At 69.3% G+C, this 20817-nt stretch carries 20 protein-coding genes; 10 read left to right on the top strand and 10 right to left on the bottom strand.

Annotated features, from left to right (window positions below; translation table 11 throughout):
- Window positions 1-35: 35 nt before the first annotated feature.
- Both BM252_RS29945 and BM252_RS07055 read right to left on the bottom strand, forming a co-directional pair.
- On the bottom strand, window positions 36-464 hold the full coding sequence (locus BM252_RS29945; protein WP_139236328.1) for a hypothetical protein: 429 nt from the start codon (window positions 462-464) through the stop codon (window positions 36-38).
- A 322-nt stretch (window positions 465-786) separates the two neighbouring features.
- Window positions 787-1380: a DUF1444 domain-containing protein gene (locus BM252_RS07055; RefSeq protein ID WP_139236326.1), complete on the bottom strand. Its 594-nt coding sequence runs from the start codon at window positions 1378-1380 to the stop codon at window positions 787-789.
- Between the two features lie 281 nt (window positions 1381-1661).
- Between BM252_RS07055 and BM252_RS07050 the strand changes: the two genes are divergently transcribed.
- On the top strand, window positions 1662-3596 hold the full coding sequence (locus BM252_RS07050) for a hypothetical protein (protein WP_093385538.1): 1935 nt from the start codon (window positions 1662-1664) through the stop codon (window positions 3594-3596).
- Window positions 3593-5233, top strand: a complete 1641-nt coding sequence (locus tag BM252_RS07045) for a PEP/pyruvate-binding domain-containing protein (protein ID WP_245774140.1) — start codon at window positions 3593-3595, stop codon at window positions 5231-5233. The genes BM252_RS07050 and BM252_RS07045 overlap by 4 nt, the downstream gene beginning before the upstream one ends.
- A gap of 57 nt (window positions 5234-5290) precedes the next feature.
- Here BM252_RS07045 and soxR read toward each other — a convergent pair whose 3' ends face one another.
- Window positions 5291-5761 (bottom strand): redox-sensitive transcriptional activator SoxR, encoded by a 471-nt coding sequence (gene soxR / locus BM252_RS07040; RefSeq protein WP_093385536.1) that lies wholly within the window; start codon window positions 5759-5761, stop codon window positions 5291-5293.
- Between the two features lie 93 nt (window positions 5762-5854).
- Between soxR and BM252_RS07035 the strand changes: the two genes are divergently transcribed.
- Complete coding sequence (locus tag BM252_RS07035; protein ID WP_093385533.1) at window positions 5855-6205, top strand: hypothetical protein; 351 nt, start codon at window positions 5855-5857, stop codon at window positions 6203-6205.
- A 16-nt stretch (window positions 6206-6221) separates the two neighbouring features.
- On the opposite strand, the gene BM252_RS07030 is transcribed toward BM252_RS07035, so the two are convergent.
- The 5 genes from BM252_RS07030 to BM252_RS07010 all read right to left on the bottom strand — a co-directional run bounded on the left by BM252_RS07030 (window position 6222) and on the right by BM252_RS07010 (window position 11770).
- Window positions 6222-7394 (bottom strand): hypothetical protein, encoded by a 1173-nt coding sequence (locus BM252_RS07030; RefSeq protein WP_093385531.1) that lies wholly within the window; start codon window positions 7392-7394, stop codon window positions 6222-6224.
- A 138-nt stretch (window positions 7395-7532) separates the two neighbouring features.
- Window positions 7533-8555 carry an aromatic ring-hydroxylating dioxygenase subunit alpha gene (locus BM252_RS07025; protein WP_093385528.1) on the bottom strand — a complete coding sequence of 341 codons (1023 nt, stop codon included), beginning with the start codon at window positions 8553-8555 and terminating at the stop codon, window positions 7533-7535.
- Window positions 8556-8674: 119 nt separating this feature from the next.
- Window positions 8675-9760 carry a BMP family ABC transporter substrate-binding protein gene (locus tag BM252_RS07020; protein ID WP_093385526.1) on the bottom strand — a complete coding sequence of 362 codons (1086 nt, stop codon included), beginning with the start codon at window positions 9758-9760 and terminating at the stop codon, window positions 8675-8677.
- Window positions 9761-9809: 49 nt separating this feature from the next.
- Window positions 9810-10667, bottom strand: a complete 858-nt coding sequence (locus BM252_RS07015; RefSeq protein WP_093385523.1) for an outer envelope protein — start codon at window positions 10665-10667, stop codon at window positions 9810-9812.
- 299 nt (window positions 10668-10966) lie between these two features.
- The gene (locus tag BM252_RS07010; protein WP_093385521.1) at window positions 10967-11770 is read right to left on the bottom strand and encodes a GntR family transcriptional regulator; all 804 of its coding nucleotides are present in this window, start codon (window positions 11768-11770) and stop codon (window positions 10967-10969) included.
- A gap of 337 nt (window positions 11771-12107) precedes the next feature.
- On the opposite strand from BM252_RS07010, the gene BM252_RS07005 reads away from it, so the two are divergent.
- From BM252_RS07005 to BM252_RS06985, 5 genes are all read left to right on the top strand, one after another.
- Complete coding sequence (locus BM252_RS07005) at window positions 12108-13727, top strand: ABC transporter ATP-binding protein (RefSeq protein WP_093385518.1); 1620 nt, start codon at window positions 12108-12110, stop codon at window positions 13725-13727.
- A complete protein-coding gene (locus BM252_RS07000; protein WP_093385515.1) occupies window positions 13714-14838 on the top strand; it encodes an ABC transporter permease in 1125 nt (374 codons plus the stop codon). Before BM252_RS07005 ends, BM252_RS07000 begins: the two co-directional genes overlap by 14 nt.
- Window positions 14835-15758, top strand: a complete 924-nt coding sequence (locus BM252_RS06995; protein WP_093385512.1) for an ABC transporter permease — start codon at window positions 14835-14837, stop codon at window positions 15756-15758. Before BM252_RS07000 ends, BM252_RS06995 begins: the two co-directional genes overlap by 4 nt.
- Before the next feature lie 243 nt (window positions 15759-16001).
- Entirely contained in the window at window positions 16002-17711 is a 1710-nt protein-coding gene (locus tag BM252_RS06990) for a methyl-accepting chemotaxis protein (protein ID WP_093385509.1), read from the top strand.
- A gap of 93 nt (window positions 17712-17804) precedes the next feature.
- Window positions 17805-18098 carry a 2Fe-2S iron-sulfur cluster-binding protein gene (locus tag BM252_RS06985; protein WP_093385927.1) on the top strand — a complete coding sequence of 98 codons (294 nt, stop codon included), beginning with the start codon at window positions 17805-17807 and terminating at the stop codon, window positions 18096-18098.
- 110 nt (window positions 18099-18208) lie between these two features.
- Here BM252_RS06985 and BM252_RS06980 read toward each other — a convergent pair whose 3' ends face one another.
- A complete protein-coding gene (locus tag BM252_RS06980; RefSeq protein WP_093385930.1) occupies window positions 18209-18511 on the bottom strand; it encodes a hypothetical protein in 303 nt (100 codons plus the stop codon).
- 155 nt (window positions 18512-18666) lie between these two features.
- Here BM252_RS06980 and BM252_RS06975 point away from each other — a divergent pair, with 155 nt between their 5' ends.
- Both BM252_RS06975 and BM252_RS06970 read left to right on the top strand, forming a co-directional pair.
- On the top strand, window positions 18667-18936 hold the full coding sequence (locus BM252_RS06975; RefSeq protein ID WP_093385507.1) for a ubiquitin family protein: 270 nt from the start codon (window positions 18667-18669) through the stop codon (window positions 18934-18936).
- Between the two features lies 1 nt (window position 18937).
- Window positions 18938-20026 (top strand): sialidase, encoded by a 1089-nt coding sequence (locus BM252_RS06970; protein ID WP_093385504.1) that lies wholly within the window; start codon window positions 18938-18940, stop codon window positions 20024-20026.
- Between the two features lie 130 nt (window positions 20027-20156).
- Here BM252_RS06970 and BM252_RS06965 read toward each other — a convergent pair whose 3' ends face one another.
- Window positions 20157-20789 carry a TetR/AcrR family transcriptional regulator gene (locus tag BM252_RS06965; RefSeq protein WP_093385502.1) on the bottom strand — a complete coding sequence of 211 codons (633 nt, stop codon included), beginning with the start codon at window positions 20787-20789 and terminating at the stop codon, window positions 20157-20159.
- Window positions 20790-20817: the final 28 nt, after the last annotated feature.

The following is a 20817-nucleotide window of genomic DNA, read 5'->3' as shown; positions in this document are numbered from 1 at the left end:
TGGCTAATGGAAGCTAGTCGGGGCTTCTGCGTGATCTAGTGCCAACCGAGAAATTCGTCTTTGCAATACTCCCATAGCCACTTTAAACCTCGCTTTACCACAACAATCAGTAGCCCTCTACTCAAAAGACGTAGCGTTTTACGTAGGGCAGTGATTTCCTCATCCGTCGGTGGAGTGCTTGGCTTTGTCGGCGGCGGAGAATCGTCATCGTCTTTTTCGATATCCAGCAGGTAAATCTTCAGAAAACTTGGGGCAATCGCGTAGTAGATGACGCAGCCTGCATAGCAAATTTTCAGGAGTCCAGGCAAGTCACTCACGGGCGAACCGCAGGTTGGATCGTCGGCGAGGAGAAATCGCAGCGCCTTCAGTTCCATTGCATTTAACAAGCGAGAAGACTGCCGTTCGAATTCCGTCGCTTCGACGAACAGTATGGGATGTCTGTCAGCTGGGCGAGGCAGCTTCATGGCTGGACTTTCCTTAGCTATCTTCGATCATACGCCATTGGCGTAGTACGTCAACGACGTCTCAGGTTAGCATGTCGGGGCGGCGATTGATTGTTGCTTCTCAAGCGTGTTCGCCGACACGCCGCTACGGGCTCACTTCGCGTGGCGAGGATGCCGCTACTCAAGCAGTCGTTCAGCCAGACGCGCTAGCACCCGTTCGAGGAGCACGGGATCAACAGTTTGACGTGGTGTCGGGCTCATTCTCCCGCTAGTGGGTTTAGTCGGCGTGGTGGGCACCGGCGAAGCCGCCGCTGCACCGCTCCCGGGTTGTTGCGACGGGTTTTCAGTGGGCGTTGAAGAGCGACCAGCCGTCGCCGTTGCGCCGCATGAGCTGGGTGGACAGGCGGTGGGCGTCGTCCTGCTCGTCGAAGAATTCGCCGGTTTGCCGGGCCAGCGCCGCCGTCGCCGCTGGGTTGGCGCCGTCGCACAGCAGGATGCGGTCGCGCCGTGGCACGGTGGCCAGGATGGCGCCGGCGAAGTTCGGCTGCATGCGCTGCCAGACCTCGTCGAGCAGCAGCAGCGTCGCCTCCAGCTCGCCGCCGGTGTGGGCCAGGCCGCAACCGTCCTTGGCGAAGAACTGCGGTTGCGGCATCGCCCGGCGCAGGTTGGCGCGGCCCAGCTCGGCCAGCTCGTCGCCGATCACGCCGGCCTCGCGCAGCATGGCCGGCGTGGCCATGACGAAGCCGTCGGCCAGGTCGAAGGCGTAGGTGACCAGCAGCTCGCCGCACAGCGGCGTGGTGCAGGGCCATTGCTCCTGCGGCACGCCGGCCTGGCGCAGCGCGTCGATGAAATGGACGTGTTTGATGCGCGGTTGCAGCTGCTCGCGCCGCAGCGAGGGCGTTTGGCGGGCGGCGGGTTTCTTCAAGAATCCAAACATGTTCATTCTCCGGGTGGTGGGAGTGCTGGCGCTGCTACCGAGTTGTTAAAAACAATATTAATATTGCAATTGTATGATGTCGTTCAGATGCTCTTTTGTCAACAAGTATATCCAAGCGTGCGCATCGTCGTTCGCCGTTTTCCGCTAGCCGCTTTCCCGCCGGCAGAACGTGATCTATATCAATCCGACGGCAATCTCCGCCGATTCCTCGCGGCGTGTAACGCGCCCGTCACGGCGCGCTGCAACAATCAACAGTCCGGCACAGCCAAAGGGGAAGCGAGATGTTGAAGGAAGACGTCGTCGAATCGATAGGCGAGGCGGGGCTGCTGCTGCCCACTCGCATCAAGGCGGCGCTGGCCGCCAACGACCGGCTCAAGCTGCGCTTGTCGGTGGTGCAGGCGGCGATCCAGCACGCCGAGCATCCCAAGCGCGGCGCGCTCGACCTGTCGCGCGAGCAGGCCGCCGCCGGCCTGCGGGAGGCCTGGATGGACGAGATGCTGGCCTCGGCGGCGCGCGGCGGAGAGATGGTCTTCCTGCCCGGCCTGCCGCTGCTGTGCCGTGGCGCCGCCGCCGACCTGGCGGCGATGGCCAAGGCGCTGGGCGAGGGCGAGGCCGCTAGCGCGCTGCGCCAGCGCGCCGCCCACTGGGTCGAATGGCTCGACGCGGTGCAGGACGAGTCGCTGTCGAACGAGGACGTGGCCCGGCTGACGCGGGGCGACCGCGACCACGGCGACGGCGTGCACCTGGTGGTGATGGACATGCACAAGCAGCTCAACCGCGTCGCCGCCGCGCTGGCCAGCGAGGAGGTCGACGGCGCCCACACCTGGAACCTGGCGGCGCCCGACCGCGCGCTGGTGGCCGCCTTCATGCGCGGCCTGCACCGCACCGCCGGCCTGAAGTTCGACCATCCCGGCCTCGACACGGCGGCCACCCGCGACGGCGCGCGCCTGCTGCTGCAGAACGACATCGGCACCAACGACGCCCACGTGCTGGTGATGCACGTCGCCGACTTGAACATCACGCTGACCTACTCCGACCTGCACCAGAGCCGCTTCGAGTTCTTCCGCGAGCTGCTGGCCGCGCAGGGCGCCAGCTGGTCGGTGGTCGAGCCGCGCGTGACGCCGGGCCTGAACATGGGCGCCGCCTACTTCGTCGGCACCGCCAGCTTCGCCTGCGCCGACGCCGACGGTGTCGCCCGCACGCTGCAGGAGGTGGGCGCGCGCATCGTCTTCCTGATCGACTGGAACCGGGCGCGCAAGCGCCTGCAGCTGTTCGTCTCCAAGCCCGCCGCCATCGCCGTGCTGAACGCCGCCGCCGCCCTCGAGGTCGGCCACATGGCCTGGCTCAAGGCGGGCGGCGAGAAGTTGATGTACTCGGTGATGCAGGCGGTCGGCGACGGCATCTTCCGCCTGGGCGACCGGCTCGACGGCGTGCTCGGCGAGACGGCGGCGCAGCAGTTCCTGGTCGACGCCCTGGCCCTGGCCAGCCGCGCGCTGCTGGACGGCCGGCCGCTGGCGCAGATCGAGGACGAGACGCGGGTGCTGCTGACGCGCCAGCTGCGCGACTGGGCCAGCGAGTTCGAGCTGGCCGGCGAGCACGCCGCCTACTGCCACGAGCTGGCGATGGCGCTGCGCGACCTGCTGGCCCACGGCGGCGGCGCGCGCGAGGCGGCCGCCGCCGCGCTGCGCGCCAAGAACTGGGAGCGCCGCGCCGACGACCTGGTCGAACAGGGCCGCGCCGCCGCCAAGCGGCACCAGCGCTGGGGCCAGTTCGCCCACCTGCTGGCGCTGGCCGACGACGTCGCCGACGAGCTGGAGGAGGCGATCTACCTGCTCGCCCTGATCGTCGAGGAGCACGAGGACGCGCTGCGGCACGGCGTGCGCCAGGCGCTGCAGCCGCTGGCCGAGGGCGTGCTGGAGGCCTGCGAGAACTATGTCAAGGCGCTGGCGTTGGCCGCCACGCTGAGCCACGGCGCCGAGATGGACTCGTCGGACGCCTTCCTCGACGCCACCTGGCGCGTGGTGCTGGCCGAGCGCGCCTGCGACGAACAGTTGCGCGCCGCCCGCCGGCTGATCCTCAAGGAGCTGTCCAAGGCCGCCGAGATGACGCTGGCCGGCGACCTGGCCGGCACCATCGAGCGCGCCTCCGACGCGCTGATGGTGGCCAGCTTCGCGCTGCGCGAGGTGGTGCTGGCGCGCACCGGGGCGGTGGCGTGAGCGCCTGGCGCGCCGAGGCGCCGCCGGACGGCAGCGCCGCCGCCGGCGTCTACCTGATCGGCTGCGGCGCCGCCGCCGACAACGACAACAACAACAACGACAGCGACACGGCCGCCGCGCCGACGCCGGCGCAGGTCGGCTTCAAGGCCTACAACCTGCTGCGCATGGCCGAGCTGGGCCTGCCGGTGCCGCCGGCCTTCGTGCTGGGCACCGGCTTCTGCGCGCCGCAGCGGCGCGCCCAGGCCGGCGACTGGCGGCCGGCGCTGCGGCGCCTGGAGGCGGCCAGCGGGTTGGGCTTCGGCGACGCGCGCCGGCCGCTGCTGCTGTCGGTGCGTTCGGGTGCGCCGGTGTCGATGCCGGGCATGATGGAGACGCTGCTCAACGTCGGCCTGAGCGAGCGCACGCTGCCCGGGCTGGTGGCGCAGACCGGCAACCCGCGCCTGGCCTGGGACGCCTACCGGCGCCTGGTGGCCTGCTTCGGCGAGGTGGTGGCGCAGGTGCCGGCCGCCCTGTTCGAGGCCGAGCTGGCGCGCCTGGCCGGCGGCCGCGACGAGCGCGAGCTCGACTTCGCCCAGCTGCGCGAGCTGACGCGGCGCTTCCTCGCCGTCTACCGCGACGCCACCGGCACGCCCTTCCCGCAGGAGCCGGACGAGCAGCTGGGCCGCGCCGTGGCGGCGGTGTTCGACTCCTGGCAGGCGCCGCGGGCGCGCGACTACCGCCGCCTCAACAATATCGACGACGCCGTCGGCACCGCCGTCACGGCGCAGGCCATGGTGTTCGGCAACGCCGGCGGCATGTCCGGCGCCGGCGTCGGCTTCTCGCGCGACCCGGTCAGCGGCGCGCCGGCGCTGTGGCTCGACTTCCTGTTCAACGCCCAGGGCGAGGACGTGGTGTCGGGCCGGCGCAGCGCGCACGGCCACGAGGCGCTGGCCGGCGCCCTGCCCGAGGTGTGGGACCAGCTGGGCGCCGCCGCGCGGCAAATCGAGCGGGCCTTCGGCGACATGCAGGACTTCGAGTTCACCGTGCAGCGCGGCCGGCTGTTCATGCTGCAGGCGCGCGCCGGCAAGCGGTCGGCGCGCGCCGCCGCGCGCATCGCCCTCGACCTGTTCGACGAGGGCGTGATCGAGCGCGCCGAGGCCTGCCGCCGCACCGCCGGCCTGGACGAGCAGGCGCTGACGCTGCGCCGCGTGGCGGCGGCGGACGGCGCCGCGCCGCCGGCCATCGCCAGCGCCAGCGTCGCCGGCGGCGGCGTGGCCAGCGGCGCGATCGCCCTCGACGAGGCGCGCGCCCGTGCCGAGCGGGCCGCCGGCCGCGCGGTGATCCTGCTGCGGCGCGACGCCGAGACGGCCGACATCGGCGCGCTGGCGCTGGCCGACGGCCTGCTCACCGAGCGCGGCGCGCGCACCTCGCACGCCGCCGTGGTGGCGCGGCAGATGGGCAAGGTCTGCCTGGTGGCCTGCGCCGGCCTGCGCATCGACGAGGCGGCGCGCCAGGTCACGCTGGGCGGGCTGGTGCTGCGCGAGGGCGAGCTGATCACCCTCGACGGCAACGAGGGCCTGGTCTACGCCGGCGCCGTCGGCCTGGTCAGCGAGCGGCCGCTGGAGCTGCTGGCGCGCCTGGCCGACCTGCGCGGCTGAGCGGCCGGGCGCTTGAGTGGCCGGACGGCCGGGCGCGGCCGGCACCGCCGGCTTGGCTCAATCGGCCAGCTCCGACTCCAGCCAGACCGGCCCCGGCCCCTGCGCCGCCAGGGTGTCGGCCGGGTTGCGCAGGCGGCAGCGCTCCAGCGACAGGCAGCCGCAGCCGATGCAGTCGTCGAGGTTGTCGCGCAGCCGCTCGAGCATGCCGATGCGCTCGTCGAGGCGGGCGCGCCAGGCCAGCGACAGCCGGGTCCAGTCGTCGCGCGTCGGCGTGCGGCCGTCGGGCAGGGCGCGCAGCGTCTCGGCGATCTCGGCCAGCGGCACGCCGACCCGCTGCGCGGTGCGGATGAAGGCGACCCGGCGCAGCACGTCGCGCGGGTAGCGGCGCTGGTTGCCGGCCGTGCGGCTGCTGTGGATCAGGCCCTCGGCCTCGTAGAAGTGCAGCGCCGAGACGGCCACGCCGCTGCGCTTGGCCACCTCGCCCACGCTCAAGACGTGCTTGATGCCTTCGCCACACTGCTGTTCCATCGTCGATGCCTCCTTGAATCCGCGCTTGACATCAATCTTACTTGAGGTTTTACACTGGGTCCAGTTGCGCATCCACTTCAAGAAAGGCATCGTATGCTGAAGAAATTGGCCAGGCCGTCGACGACGCTGTTCCGTGTCGACAAATTCATCGTCCCCGCCGCCGCGCGCGACGAGTTCCTCGACCAGGTCAGCCGCACCGGCGCGCTGCTCGGCACGCTGGCCGGCTGCCTGCAGAGCCACATCCTGGAACAGGCCTCGCGCTCGGGCGAGGTGAGCATCGTCACCATCGTCGAGTGGGACCGCGCCGAGTCGATCGAGCAGGCGCGCGCCGAGGTGCGCGCGATGCAGCGGCGCATGGGCGTCGACCCGCAGGAGATGTTGGCCCGCCTGGGCATCCGCGCCGACATGGCCAGCTACAGCCCGGTGGACCAGGCGCGCGGCTAGTTGACGGGCGGCGGGCCTAGCGCTCGGCGCCGCAGACCAGCGCGAGGGCACGGGCGCAACCGTCGTAGTCGAGCGCGGCCAGTTGCTCGACCGCGCGCAGCAGGCCGGCGGCGCGGCCGGCGGCGTCGTCGTCCGGGCGCAGGCCCAGGCTGCTGCGCACCTGCACGTAGGCCGAGTGTTGGAACTCGTCGAGCACCTGCTCGTGCGGCATCTGGCCCAGCTCGGCCAGGCGCTGGCGGGCGTGGCACTGGAACACCTCGTCGCCCAGCTTGGCGGCCATCGCCTCGACCATGTCGAGGCAGCCGATCTCGTGGCCGCCCAGGTGCAACTGGCGGAACACCTGCGCCGCGTGGGCCAGGAAATACAGGTCCTGCGCCTGGCAGTTCAGCGTGCGGCCCGAGGTCAGCGCCTGGAACAGGTGCTCGGCGCGGGCCGGCGCGTTGACCATCTCGGCCTGGAAGGCCAGATACACCTCCAGCACCTTGAACTGCAGCCAGTACGGCGAGTGCGGCCCCAGCATCATCTTTTCCAGCGCGGCCAGGCTGTTGCGGTGCAGGCCGATCTTCGATTGGTAGGACAGCTGCATCTCCAGCTGCGCCGCCTTCAGGTAGGGGCCGAGCGGCAGCGCCTGGGCGTCCTGCAGCAGGTAGTTCAACTCCTGGTGCATGCCGCACTTGAGCAGCAGGCGCGGATACTCCTGCCAGTAGGCGTTTTGCAGCGTCACCGCCGCGTTGCCCAGGCGGTCCATGGCGCACAGCTCGGCCAGCGTCGCGCCGATGCCGTAGCGGCGTTGCAGCTCGCCCTGCTCGTGCGCCCGCTGCGGCGCCAGTTGCTGGTACAGCGCGGCGGCCTCGCCGGTGCGCTCCTGCCAGCGCTCCAGGCGGATCAGGTTGATCCACGGCTGGATCACGTTGAGCAGTTGCTGCGGCTGGCCGGCGGCGGCCTGCGCCTGCCAGAAGCGGATCTGCGCGTCGCACAACTGGCGCGCGGCGTCCAGGTTGCCGCGATAGGCCTCCTGCAGGGCCAACAGGTTCAGCTGCTGCGGCAGCTCGTCGACGGCGCGCGCGCGCACCGCCGGCAGCAGGTCCTGCAGCACCTTGCGACGCCAGCCGGACAGCGGGGCGCGAATCAAACGGTCGGCCGGTACGATCAGCGGTTGGTAAAAAGCCGGGGCAATGTGGGCGGTCATAATGAGCCAGGTTGTACGCCGACTGCGGGCGGAGAGAAACACGCACCTGCGCGTGTAGACGCCCCGATTTGACCATGCCGCCAAGCTTGCCGTAACTGTCACTTCTGCGAGGATGGCGCCCGGCCGGCCGGCCGCCCCTCAGTCGGCGCGCAGCACGCCGTAGCGCAGGCCGCTCTCCTTCAGGTAGGCGCGGTAGGCCAGCGACATGCGGTCGCACACCACCGACACCTCGGCGCCGGGGATCAGCGGCAGGCGCTGCGGGCGCTGGCTCTCCAGGATCGGCTGGTCCTGCAGGAAGATGGTGTCCTGGAACTGGCGCAGCGCCTCGTCGCTGGAGATGAAATCGTCCAGCGCCAGGATGATCCAGACCCGCGTGCTGGTTTCCGTCAGCGGCTGCAGGTGCAGGCTGATGGCCTCGCGCACGCCGCCGGCCGACTGCTTGGTCAGCACCGCCGTCAGCGGGCGCGGCACGCGGTAGGTGTAGTCGATCTCGGCGCCGCCGCTGGCGGCCTTGCTGGCCTGCGGCTGCCAGGCGCGGCACTGCACGGCGCGCACGCCACGGCCGTATTCGGCGTCGTCGAATTTTTCCACCGTGTAGTCGGCGATGGCGGCGCGCTGCTGCTCGCCGAGGATGCCCTCGTGGACGAAGGCGAAATGGGCCATGTCGAGGAAGTTCTCGACGATGCGCGGCGCGCTGCTGCGCACCTCGTAGGGGCCGCAGAACACCTTGCGCAGCGCCGGGTCGGCGTATTCGGGCAGCGGCGGTGGCGCGCCGCCGGCCGCGCCCAGGCAGACCCAGACCAGGCCGTAGCGCTCCTGCACCGCGTAGGTGGCCACCTGGGCCTTCAGATTGGCCTCGCCCAGCTCGGGCAGGGCGGGAATGTGCTGGCACTTGCCGGCGCTGCCGAAGCGCCAGCCGTGGTAGGCGCAGCGCAGGCCGTCGCCCTCGACGCGGCCGATCGACAGCGGCGTGCCGCGGTGCGGGCAGCGGTCCTCCCAGGCGTGCAGCTGGCCGGCCTGGTCGCGCCACAGCGCGACGGCCTGGTCGAGCAGTTGCAGCGCCTGCACGGCGCCGGCCTCGACGCGCGCGGCGACGGCGACCGGCAGCCAGTCGTTGAACAGCACGGGGTCGTGCTGCGGGATGTTGGGAATGGTGTCCATGGTCTCGGCCGGTGGCGGGTGGAACGGAACGGCCCGTTGCGCCGGCGCGCCGCCCCCTTGCGGAGGCGGCGGCGCCGACGGCACGGGCCGGGATGGAGCCGCTGCGGTGGCGCGCTCGCTTACTTCGGAATGCTGCCGTCGACGCCCTGCACGTAGTAGTTCATCGACAGCAGCTCCTTCAGCGGCAGGACGGCGCCGGCGGCCACCTTGATGGCGCCCGACTGGTCCTTGATCGGACCCTGGAAGGGATGGAATTTGCCGCTGATGATCAGCGCCTTCTTCTCCTCGAAGATCTTGGCCGCCTCGGCCGGCACCACCGGATTGAGCGGCGACATCTTGACCATGCCCTCCTGCAGGCCGCCGCGCACCTCGCCGGTTTTCCAGGTCTTCGCCATCACCGCCTTGGTGGTGTCGATGTAGAAGCCGCCCCAGTTGTTGGTGCTGGCGGTCAGGTGCGCCTTGGGCGCGAACTTGAGCATGTCGGAATCCCAGCCGAAGGCGTACACGCCTTTTTCCTGCGCCACCTGCAGCGTGGCCGGCGAGTCGGTGTTCTGGTTGAGCACGTCGACGCCCTGGGCGATCAGCGTCTCGGCGGCCTGGCGCTCCTTGGCCGGGTCGTACCACGAGTTGACCCAGATGACCTTGGTTTTGATGGTCGGGTTGACGCTCTGCGCGCCCAGCGTGAAGGCGTTGATGTTGCGGATCACCTCGGGCACGGGGAAGGAGGCCACCACGCCCAGGCTCTTCGACTTGGTCATTTTGCCGGCCACCACGCCGAGCAGGTAGGCGCCCTCGTACATGCGGGTCTCGTAGACGCCCATGTTCTTGCCGGTCTTGAAGCCGGTGGCGTGCTGGAACACCACGTTGGGGAAGGCCTTGGCCACCTTTTCGGTCGGGTTCATGTAGCCGAAAGAGGTGGTGAAGATCAGCTGGTTGCCGTCGGCGGCCAGCTTGCGGATCACCCGCTCGGAGTCGGCGCCCTCGGGCACGTTCTCCACGTAGGTGGTCTTGATCTTGGCGCCGAGCGCCTTTTCCAGCGCCAGGCGGCCCTGGTCGTGGGCGTAGGTCCAACCGGCGTCGCCGACCGGGCCGATGTAGATGAAGCCAACCTTGAATGGCTCCTCGGCGTGGGCGGGAACGGCGGCGGCCAGGCCCAGGGTGGCGGCGATGGAGGCGAAGGCGAGCAGTGTGCGGCGGTTCAACATGGGTCTTCCCTTTCAGTTGGAGAGCCCGGCGCGGCGCCGGGCGTGAGGATCAGAAATGGTATTCGGCGCGGATCATCGGGGTCTTGGCGGTGGCGCCCGGGTTGCCGTGGTCCGAGTTGCCGAACTTGTTCTTCCAGTACTGGTACTCGAGGCCGACCTTGAAGGTGTTCTTGCCGGCGCCGACGGCAGCGCTCAGGTCGTACATGATCTGCATGTCGATGTTGGTTTCGCTGGCGGTGTCGCCGCCGAACTCGTTCTTGCCCTTGCTGCCGATGAAGTTGGCGAAGCCCTCGAAGGACAGCGGGATGCCGACGTTGAAGGGGATGCCCCAGGCCGCCGTCAGCATCGGGTGCACCTTGTAGCTGTAGCGCGGCGTGGCGGTCTGCGAGAAGGTGCTGTAGGGCGCGTTGCTCTCCCACAGGGCGAACAGGCTGACGTCGAGGAAGCCGGGCACGTCGAGCATCAGCGTGGGGCCGGCGACGACCATCCGCTTCTTCGAGTTGTAGCCGGCGTCGGTCTTGGTGTTGTAGTCGAAGCCGGCGGTGGCGCCCAGGCCGCGCACCGGACCGGCGGCGAACGACTGGCCCATCACCTTGCCCAGGTCCAGCGTGTGGCGGTAGACCACGTAGGCCTCGTGGGCGCCGCTCTTGGCGCCGGCCGACGAGGGGTCGGCGTCGTCCGACATCAGCAGGTCGACGTTGAGGAAGTTCTTGCCGTACTTGTAGCCGCTGGCGCTGGTCAGGTTGACGATGCTCTTGCTGATGTCCTTGGTGTTGAACGGCTCGGCGTACTTGGTGCCGTAGCGGTAGCCGATCGAGGTGTCGCTCCAGTCGGCGGCGTGGGCCGCGCAGCCGCAGGCGGCCAGAAGGGTCAGGGCAATGCCGTGTTTCAGCAGTTGTGGTTTCATGCAAACTCCCAGTCAGGTTGGTCTAGTTATAAGATTGCTTTGGTGCTAAAAGAACTTGGTTGAATCCAATTCCCGATAACGATTGGATTCAATCTTGATGGACATCTCTAGCAAATTACAGGCCACGTGGCGCCGTGGCCGTCTAAAACACCGTTGTTTCACTCTGTGGGCGAGCGCTTTTCCGGTTGCCGCCGCGGCGCCGCGCGCCTTGCCCGGGCTGGCCGCGCGCACCATCCGGGGGCCGCGCGGGCGGGCACTTCCCCGTGTTGGTGCGGCCGGCGCGAAGTGTATGCAATGTTCTACAGGCCGGCCAGCGCCTCGGCCAGGTTGATCTTGCGGCCCGGCTCGCCCAGCCGCAGGCGCCCCTCGATCTCCAGCAGGTGGTGCTCGATCAGCGCGCAGGCCTGCTCCGCCTTGCCCTGTTCGATCAGCGTCATCAACTCCTTGTGCTCGTCGTTCTCGCACATCGAGGCGCCGGGGCTCTCGTACAAGGCGATGATCAGCGAGCAGCGCGACACCAGCTCGCCCATGAAGCGCAGCAGCACCTGGTTGCCGGCCAGCTCGGCCAGCAGCAGGTGGAACTCGCCGCCCAGCCTGATCCAGCTGGCGCGGTCGCCGGTGCGGCGCGCCTGGTCCTCCGCCTCCAGCGCCTGGCGGATCTGCTGCAGCGAGGCCGGCGTGCGGTGGCGTATCACCAGCGGCACGATCTCGCGCTCGAGCGCGCGGCGCGCGGCGAAGATGTCGCGCGCCTGCTCCGGCGTGGGCGAGGCGATCACCGCGCCACGGTTGGGCCGCAGCTCGATGATGTGGTCGTGCGCCAGCCGTTGCAGCGCCTTGCGCACGGTGGTTCGGCTGACCCGGTACAGCTCGCAGAAGTCGGCCTCGCCCAAGTGGGTGCCGGGCGGCAGGCGGTGGCTCATGACGGCGTTGACCACGGCGCGGTAGATGCGCAGGTCGACGGCGGTGGTGCCGCGCTTGAGGCGCGCGCCGCTGTTGGCGGCGGCGCCGTCGGCGCCCGCCAGTGTCGTCGCGGCGCCGGCGGCGGTTGTGGCGGCGGCCTTGCGCTTGCCCGGTGGGGCCGGCGCGGTGGATGGCTTGCTCATGTTGCGTTCTCCAGAGTCGGTCGCGGGACTGGCCCGCTGCGGCGGGTAGGCAGCGGGTGTGTGAACAACACATAAAGCAGGATTCGTGCTCACATTGTGTACGAAAAATTCGCCACCCTGCGCATCGGTGGCGCGTTTTTGCACATTTATGGTGAGTTGCTGTGGTTTATTTGGTGCGCTTTTGTACACAAGTTCGCCAAAAGCGGGCGCCGCCGCGCGGCGCGGGGGTATGCTTGCTGGCTGCAGCCGCAAATTTTCATGGCATGCAAATTGCGTCTGTCATTGGAAGAAATGAACTGTGCATTTGTATACAAATTGACGATGGAGGTAACGCCCGATGAATCACGACGCGGTCCCACCGCAGCCCCAGCGCGCCGAACCGCGCCTGCAGCTGCTGGGCATCTCCAAGATCTACCCGTCGGTGGTGGCCAACGCCGAGGTCAACCTGACGGTGATGCCGGGCGAGATACACGCCGTGCTGGGCGAGAACGGCGCCGGCAAGAGCACGCTGATGAAGATCATCTACGGCGTCACCAAGCCGGACGCCGGCGAGATCATGTGGGAGGGCAAGCAGGTGCACATCCACTCGCCGTCGGACGCGCGCAAGCTCGGCATCGGCATGGTGTTCCAGCACTTCGCCCTGTTCGAGACCTTGACCGTGGCCGAGAACATCGCCCTGGCGCTCGACGAGAAGAGCACGCCGGCCCAGCTGGCGCCGCGCATCCGCGCCGTGTCCGAGCAGTACGGCCTGCCGCTCGACCCGCAGCGGCGCATCCACAGCATGTCGGTGGGCGAGCGCCAGCGCGTCGAGATCGTGCGCTGCCTGCTGCAGTCGCCGCGCCTGCTGATCATGGACGAGCCGACCTCGGTGCTGACGCCGGACGCCGTGCTCAAGCTGTTCGAGTCGCTGCGCCGGCTGGCCAGCGAGGGCGTCAGCATCCTCTACATCAGCCACAAGCTCGACGAGATCCAGGCCCTGTGCGACCAGGCCACCGTGCTGCGCGGCGGCCGCGTCTCCGGCACGGCGGTGCCGCGCGAGGAGACGGCGCGCTCGCTGGCCGAGCTGATGATCGGCCGCGAGCTGCCCAGCTGCCACCTGACGCCGCGTGAACCGGGCGCGGTGCGGCTGGCCATCGGCCCGCTCAGCGTGGCCAGCGACGACCCCTTCGGCACGCATTTGCAGGACGTCGCGCTGGAGCTGCGCGGCGGCGAGATCGTCGGCATCGCCGGCATCTCCGGCAACGGCCAGCAGGAGCTGTTGAAGGCCATCTCCGGCGAGCTGCCGCTGGCCGACGCCGGCGCCATCCGCATCGACGGCGCGCCGGCCGGCCGGCTCGACGCGGCGGCGCGGCGCCAGCTCGGCCTGTGCTTCGTGCCGGAGGAGCGGCTCGGCCGCGGCGCCGTGCCCGACCTGTCGCTGGCCGACAACGCGCTGCTGACCGGCTACCTGCCGGCCGGCGCCACCGGCATGGTCAAGCGCGGCCTGATCCAGCGCGGCGCGGTGCGCGACTTCGCCCGCGCCGTCATCGCCCGCTTCAACGTCAAGTGCGGCGGCGCGCAGTCGGCCGCCGCCAGCCTGTCCGGCGGCAACCTGCAGAAGTTCATCGTCGGCCGCGAGATCGCGCTGGCGCCCAAGGTGATGGTGCTGGCGCAGCCCACCTGGGGCGTCGACATCGGCGCCGCCATGCTGATCCGCCAGGCCATCATCGACCTGCGCGACCAGGGCGTGGCGGTGCTGGTGCTGTCGGAGGAGCTCGACGAGCTGTTCATGATGAGCGACCGCATCGCCGTGCTGGCCAAGGGCCGCCTGTCGCGCGCGGTGCCGGCGGCCGGCACCAACATCAACCAGATCGGCGTGTGGATGAGCGGCGATTTCGACCACGTCCACCACGACGACCAGGACCACCACGGCCAGGCGCTACCGGCCAAGCAAGGAGCAGCCCATGTCACGGCTTGAACTACGTCCCGAACCGTCGCGCGCGATGATGCTGGCCTCGCCGCTGATCGCGGCGGCGGCCATGCTGCTGAGCGGCTCCGTGCTGTTCTTCTTCCTCGGCCAGGAGCCGCTGCACGCCTTCTACATCTACTTCGTCAAGCCGGCCACCACGCTGTACGGCGTCGGCGAGCTGCTGCTCAAGGCGACGCCGCTGATCCTGTGCGGCGTCGGCCTGGCGATCGGCTTCCGCGCCAACGTCGCCAACATCGGCGCCGACGGCCAGCTGACCATGGGCGCCATCGCCGCCGGCAGCGTGGCGCTGTACTTCGACGACGTGCAGGCCGGCTGGCTGCTGCCGCTGATGATCGTCGCCGGCGCGCTCGGCGGCATGGCCTGGGCGGCCATCCCGGCGCTGCTGCGCACCCGCTTCAACACCAGCGAGATTTTGGTCAGCCTGATGCTGGTCTACGTCGCCTACCTGTACCTGAGCTATCTGGTGCACGGCCCGCTGCGCGACCCGGCCGGCTTCAACTTCCCGCAGTCGAAGATGTTCAACGAGTCGGCCACGCTGCCGCTGCTGATCGAGGGGCTGCGCATCAACGCCGCCTTCCCGCTGTCGCTGCTGGCGGTGGCCGGCGCCTGGTTCTTCTGCAGCCGCACCTTCGCCGGCTACCGCATGCAGGTCAGCGGCATGGCGCCGGCCGCCGCCGCCTACGCCGGCTTCAGCGAGCCGCGCAACGTCTGGGCCGCCTTCATGATCAGCGGCGCGCTGGCCGGCATCGCCGGCGTCGGCGAGGTGGCCGGCCCGCTGGGCCAGCTGCAGCCCTCGGTGTCGCCCGGCTACGGCTTCGCCGCCATCATCGTCGCCTATGTCGGCCGGCTGCATCCGGTCGGCGTGTTCCTGTCGGCGCTGCTGATGTCGCTGCTCTACATCGGCGGCGAGTCGGCGCAGATCGAGCTGCAGCTGCCGTCGGCCATCACCGGCCTGTTCCAGGGCCTGCTGCTGTTCTACCTGCTGGCCGCCGACCTGTTCATCCACTACCGCTTCAAGCCGCGCAAGCGCGTCGTGCCCAAAGCCGCCGCCTTGGCAAGCGCCGCCGCCACCATTCCCGCCGGAGAGACCGCACCATGAATCCAGAACTGTTGATCGCCTTCCTGGCCAGCACCGCCGGCGCCGCCACGCCCTTGATCATGGCCTCGATGGGCGAGCTGGTGACCGAGCGCTCCGGCGTACTCAATTTGGGCATCGAGGGCATGATGCTGGTCGGCGCCGTGGTCGGCTTCGCCGTCACGCTGGGCACCGGCCAGATCACCCTGGGCCTGCTGGCGGCCATGCTGGCCGGCCTGGGCATGGCGCTGATCTTCGCCTTCCTGGTGCTGACGCTGCAGACCAACCAGGTGGCCACCGGCCTGGCGCTGACCCTGTTCGGCATCGGCCTGTCGGCCTTCCTCGGCCGCGGCCTGGTCGGCCAGACGGTCGACCCGCTGCCGCACCTGCACTTCCCGCTGCTGTCCGACATCCCCTTCGTCGGGCCGCTGCTGTTCCGCTTCGACAGCATGGTCTACGCCTCGCTGCTGCTGGTGGCGGCGATCGCCTGGATGCTGGCGCGCAGCCGCCTCGGCCTGATGATACGGGCGGTCGGCGAGTCGCCCGACAGCGCCCACGCCATCGGCTTCCACGTCATCGGCCTGCGCTACGGCACGGTGATGTTCGGCGGCGCCATGGCCGGCCTGGGCGGCGCCTACCTGTCGCTGGCGCTGACGCCGATGTGGGTCGAGGGCATGACGGCGGGGCGCGGCTGGATCGCCCTGGCGCAGGTGGTGTTCGCCACCTGGAAGCCGCGCGGCGTGATGCTGGGCGCCTACCTGTTCGGCGGCGTCACCGTGCTGCAGTTCCACGGCCAGGGCTTCGGCCTGGCCGTGCCGTCGGAGTTCCTGTCGATGCTGCCCTACCTGGCCACCATCGTCGTGCTGGTGATCATCTGCCGCAATCCGCAGACCATTTTGCTCAACAAGCCGATGTCGCTGGGGCAGAACTTCCGCGCCGACTGAGGACGGGGGAGGCGCGCGCGCCTCCCATTTTCTTGTGGCTAGCAAACCACAATCTGCCGCAATGCAACATTTGGAGACATTCCAGCAATTCTGTCCTGCTACACTGGTTTCATGCTGCGGTTCCTTCCGCACGACGGCGCCCTCCAGCCGCTGCCGTCCACCTTGTAGCGACCCCCAATCCCCGGCTCGCGTATCGATATTGTTTTTCGTTTGTCCTGTATTCCACATTGAAGGAAAGCGGCAATGCGCAACAATTCCCCGGTCACGCAGAACGAGTACGTGTTAATCGACGGCAAAACCATCGTGTCGACGACGGATTTGCAGGGCAACATCGACTACGCCAACCCCTACTTCATCGAGGTCAGCGGCTTCACCGAGCAGGAACTGATCGGCGCGCCGCAGAACATCCTGCGCCACCCGGACATGCCGGCCGAGGCCTTCGCCGACCTGTGGCGCACCATCAAGGACGGCATGCCGTGGACCGGCATGGTGAAGAACCGCTGCAAGAACGGCGATTATTATTGGGTGCTGGCCAACATCACGCCGGTGATCGAGCAGGGCCGGCCGATCGGCTACATGTCGGTGCGCACCAAGCCCAGCCGCGAGCAGGTCAAGCAGGCCGGCGCCGCCTACGACGAGATCCGCCAGGGCAATCCGCGCGGCCTGCGCATCGTCAACGGCCGCGTCGAGCAGAGCGGCGTGCTGGCGATCCTGGCCGGCTGGCGCAAACTGTCGCTGGCGCGCCACATCGGCCTGAACGCGGGTTTGATCAGCCTCATGATGGCGCTCTGCGCCGTCGCGCTGTGGGACGTCCACGGCACGAGCGGCAAGGCGCTGCACGCCTGGCTGAGCGGCGTGGCCGGCCTGGCGGCGCTGATGACCCTGTATTTTTGGAGCAGCCTGTACAACCACGTCGTGCTGCCGCTGCGGCGCGCCACCGGCGCCGCCCGCCAGATGGCCGGCGGCGACCTGACCGGCGAGATCGTCATCGAGCGCGACGACGAGGTGGGCCAGCTGCTGGCGGCGCTGCGGCAGATGAACGTCAACCTGCACAGCATCATCAGCGACGTGCGCAGCAACTTCGCCGAGATCACCGTCGCCACCGGCGAGATCGCCACCGGCAATATGGACCTGTCCGGCCGCACCGAGTCGCAGGCCTCCAGCCTGCAGCAGACCGCCGCCAGCATGGAGCAGCTGACCTCCAACGTGCAGCAGAGCGCCGGCAGCGTGGCGCGCGCCAACGAGCTGGCCGGCAGCGCCTCGCGGGTGGCCAAGGCGGGCGGCGACATCGTCTCGCAGGTGGTGCTGACGATGGGCGACATCAGCGACTCGTCGCGCAAGATCCTCGACATCATCGGCCTGATCGACGGCATCGCCTTCCAGACGAATATTTTGGCGTTGAACGCCGCCGTCGAGGCGGCCCGCGCCGGCGAGGAGGGCAGGGGCTTCGCCGTGGTGGCCAGCGAGGTGCGCGGCCTGGCGCAGCGCTCGGCCACGGCGGCCAAGGAGATCAAGGGATTGATCGACATGTCGATCGCCAAGGTCAACGCCGGCACCGCGCTGACCAACAGCGCCGGCGCCACCATGAGCGAGGTGATGCAGTCGGTCGACCGCGTCACCCAGGTGATGGACGAGATCTCCAACTCGACCAGCGAGCAGAGCCAGGGTATTGGCCAGGTCAACGACGCGGTGATCCAGATCGACGACATCACCCAGCAGAACGCGGCGCTGGTGGAGCAGGCCGCCGCCGCCGCCGGCAACCTGGAGCAGCAGGCGCGCCATGTGGAACAGGCGATGGCGGTGTTCAAATTGAAGTCGCAGGCGCGGACGGCGCCGGCCGGTGTGGTCCAGGTGGCGCGTGCGCCGTTGGCCGGCCTGCCGCTGCTGCGCCGGCCGGCCCTGCCGGCGGCCAAGGTGGTCAGCCTGCCGCGCCGGGTCAAGCAACTGGCGTAGGCGGCGCCACGGCGGAGGCGGCCGGCCACTGCGCCGGCCGCTTTGGTTTACCATGTCGTTTCCGATGACCGCATTGAAACGATATAAACGATGATGACAGTTCTACGCCGCGTCGCCATCGAGGACAAGGATTGGGTATTCGACACCGACAACAGCCAGTCGCTGCTGCTGGCGGCGCAGGCGGCCGGCATCCGCCTGCCGAGCTCCTGCCGCAACGGCACCTGCCGCACCTGCCTGTGCCAACTGGCCGGCGGCAGCGTGCGCTATTTGATCGAGTGGCCGGGACTGAGCCTGGACGAGAAGCGCGAGGGCTACATCCTGCCCTGTGTCGCGCTGGCCGAGTCGGACTTGGTGTTGCGGGTGCCGGCGGCGCGGCGTATCGAGTAGCGGCGGCCGGTGCGGCGCGGCGGCGCGCGCTGGCGCCGTCGCGCGCTTCGGTGGCGGCGGCTGCTGCGCCGGCGTCGCCAGCTGCGCCGGCGTCGGCACTGGCCCGGGCGTCAGCGCTTGCGCAGGCGGCTCAGCAGCGCCTCGGCGCTGTCGCTCAGCGGCACGCCGTGCTGGCGCAGCAGTTGCACGTTGAGCACCAGGTTCTCCAGCACCAGCTTGGCCGCCACGGCCAGCAGCGACAGGCGCTTGTCCTCCTCGCTGAAGTTCTCCATGGCGTCGGCCATCTCGCACAGGTGGTTGGCGATCAGGCCGCGCAGCTCCTGCTCGTTGAACGGCAGGTCGGCGAAATCGATCGGGTCCTCCCGCTCCACTTCCTGCATCAGCAGTTCCAGCTCCTGCGGGGTAATTGTCATGTTGTGCTCCGGTGGTTCGCCCGCTTCCATTCTAGCGGTAACGCCGCCTGTGCGTGTGGCAAGCGACCGTGTCGGCCTGACAATCTTACTTTTTTGAATCGTGCCGCGCGCGCGATCAGGCGCGTTAGAATCGACACTTCGGAATCGGAGGGGCGATGGCGCAACTGATCTTCACCCAGCAACTGGGCCGCTTCCTGCCGGTGCCGCAGGTGAGCACCGACGCCGCCGACCTGCGCGCCGCGCTCGACGCCGCCTTCGCCGGCCAGCCCCGGCTGCGCGGCTACGTGCTCGACGAGCAGGGCCATCTGCGCCAGAACGTGGTGGTCTTCATCGATGGCAAGCGCAGCCGCGACCGCGCCCTGCTCGACGACGCGCTGGCGCCCGATTCACAGGTCTACATACTGCAAGCACTCTCTGGAGGCTGACATGAGTACACGCGCTTACCTCGGCACCCGCAAGGGCCTGTTCGAGCTGGACCAGGTGAAGGGCCAGTGGCAGCTGGGCGCCAGCCACTTCCTCGGCGATCCGGTGTCGATGCTGTTGGTTGACCCGCGCGACGGCAGCCTGTACGCCGCCCTCAACCTGGGCCACTTCGGCGCCAAGCTGCACCGGCTCGACGCCGGCGCCAAGGAGTGGAGCGAGGTGGCGGCGCCGGCCTATCCGGCCAAGCCGCCGGACAGCGCGGACCCGGTCGAGTGGAAGCTCAAGCAGATCTGGTCGCTGGCCGCCGGCGGCGCCGACCAGCCCGGCGTGCTGTGGGCCGGCACCCTGCCCGGCGGCCTGTTCCGCTCGGCCGACCGGGGCGAGTCGTGGCAGCTGGTCGAGTCGCTGTGGAACATGGCGGAGCGCGCCGAGTGGCAGGGCGGCGGCTACGACGTGGCGGGCATCCACAGTATCTGCGTCGACCCGCGCGACAGCCGCGCGCTGCTGGTGGGCGTGTCCACCGGCGGCGCCTGGCTCAGCACGGACGGCGGCGCCAGCTGGTCGCCGCGCGGCAAGGGCATGAAGGCCCGCTACATGCCGCCGGAACTGGTCGACCGGCAAACGGCGCAGGACCCGCACCGCATCGTCCGTTGCGAGGCCATGCCGGACCGCCTGTGGTGCCAGCACCACTGCGGCATCTGGCGCAGCGACGACAACGGCGCCAACTGGATCGAGGTGACGGCGCCGCTGTCGAGTTTCGGCTTCGCCGTGGCGGTCCATCCGCTGCAGGGCGACACGGCCTGGTTCGTGCCGGCGGTGGCCGACCAGCAGCGCATCCCCGTCGACGCCGCGCTGGCCGTCAACCGCAGCAGCGACGGCGGCGCCAGCTTCACCACCCTGCGCAGCGGCCTGCCGCAGGAGCGCTGCTACGACCTGGTCTACCGCCACGGCCTGGCGGTGGGCGCCGACGGCAGCGCGCTGCTGATGGGCTCGACCACGGGCGGCGTGTGGTTGTCGTCCAACGGCGGCCAGCACTGGCAGACCATCTCCACCACCATGCCGCCGGTGTACGCGGTCTGCTTCGCCGATTGAGGCAATCCCCCGTCCCCCGGGGTCAGCCCCCGGGGTCAGTGCCGACATTCGGACATTCACCACATGAATGTCCGAATGTCGGCACTGACCCCGCTTGCTGGTTTGGCGGTCGGCCGGGCGCGGAGCGGGTTCAGGCGTAGTAGGCGAGGAACATGTCGACCGCCGTCTCCACCACTTGGCGCTGCATGGTCGGCGGCAGCGGCGGCTGGCCCATGGTCACCTGCGGCCAAAAGGCGAAGGTCTTCAACTGGCCCTGCAGCAGGGTGGCCGAGAACAGCGGATCGGCCTTGAGTAGCTTGCCGTCGGCCTGGGCGGCACGCAGCCAGGTGGTCACGCCTTCCTCCTTGTCGCTCAGGCGTGCCACCATGTCCTGGGCGCGCGCGGGCGAGTGGATGGTTTCGGCGATGGCCACCCGGGCCAGGTCGAGGAAGTAGCCGTCCTGTAGCAGCGCCATCTTCTGCGACATCAACTCCAGCAACTGCTCGCGCAGCGGCACGCCGGCGCGGTAGGCGATCGCCATCAAGGCCGCGCTGCTGTCCCACAACTGGTGCAGGATCTGGGCGAACAACTCGTCCTTGCTGGGGAAGTGGTTGTAGACGGTGCGCTTGGACACGCCGGCGCTGGCGGCGATCTTGTCCATGCTGGTCGCCTCGAAGCCGTTGGCGCGGAATTCGGCGATGGCGGCGGCGACGATGGCGTGGCGCTTGCGGTCGGTCAGGCGCGAGGCGGCAGGGGCGGCAGGGGCGGGGGGCGAAATAGACATGCAAGTATTTTACACCGGGTAGTTTACT

The sequence above is a fragment of the Rugamonas rubra genome, assembly GCF_900114705.1.
Taxonomy (GTDB): domain Bacteria; phylum Pseudomonadota; class Gammaproteobacteria; order Burkholderiales; family Burkholderiaceae_D; genus Rugamonas; species Rugamonas rubra.
This window is presented reverse-complemented; position numbering and strand designations above follow the sequence as displayed.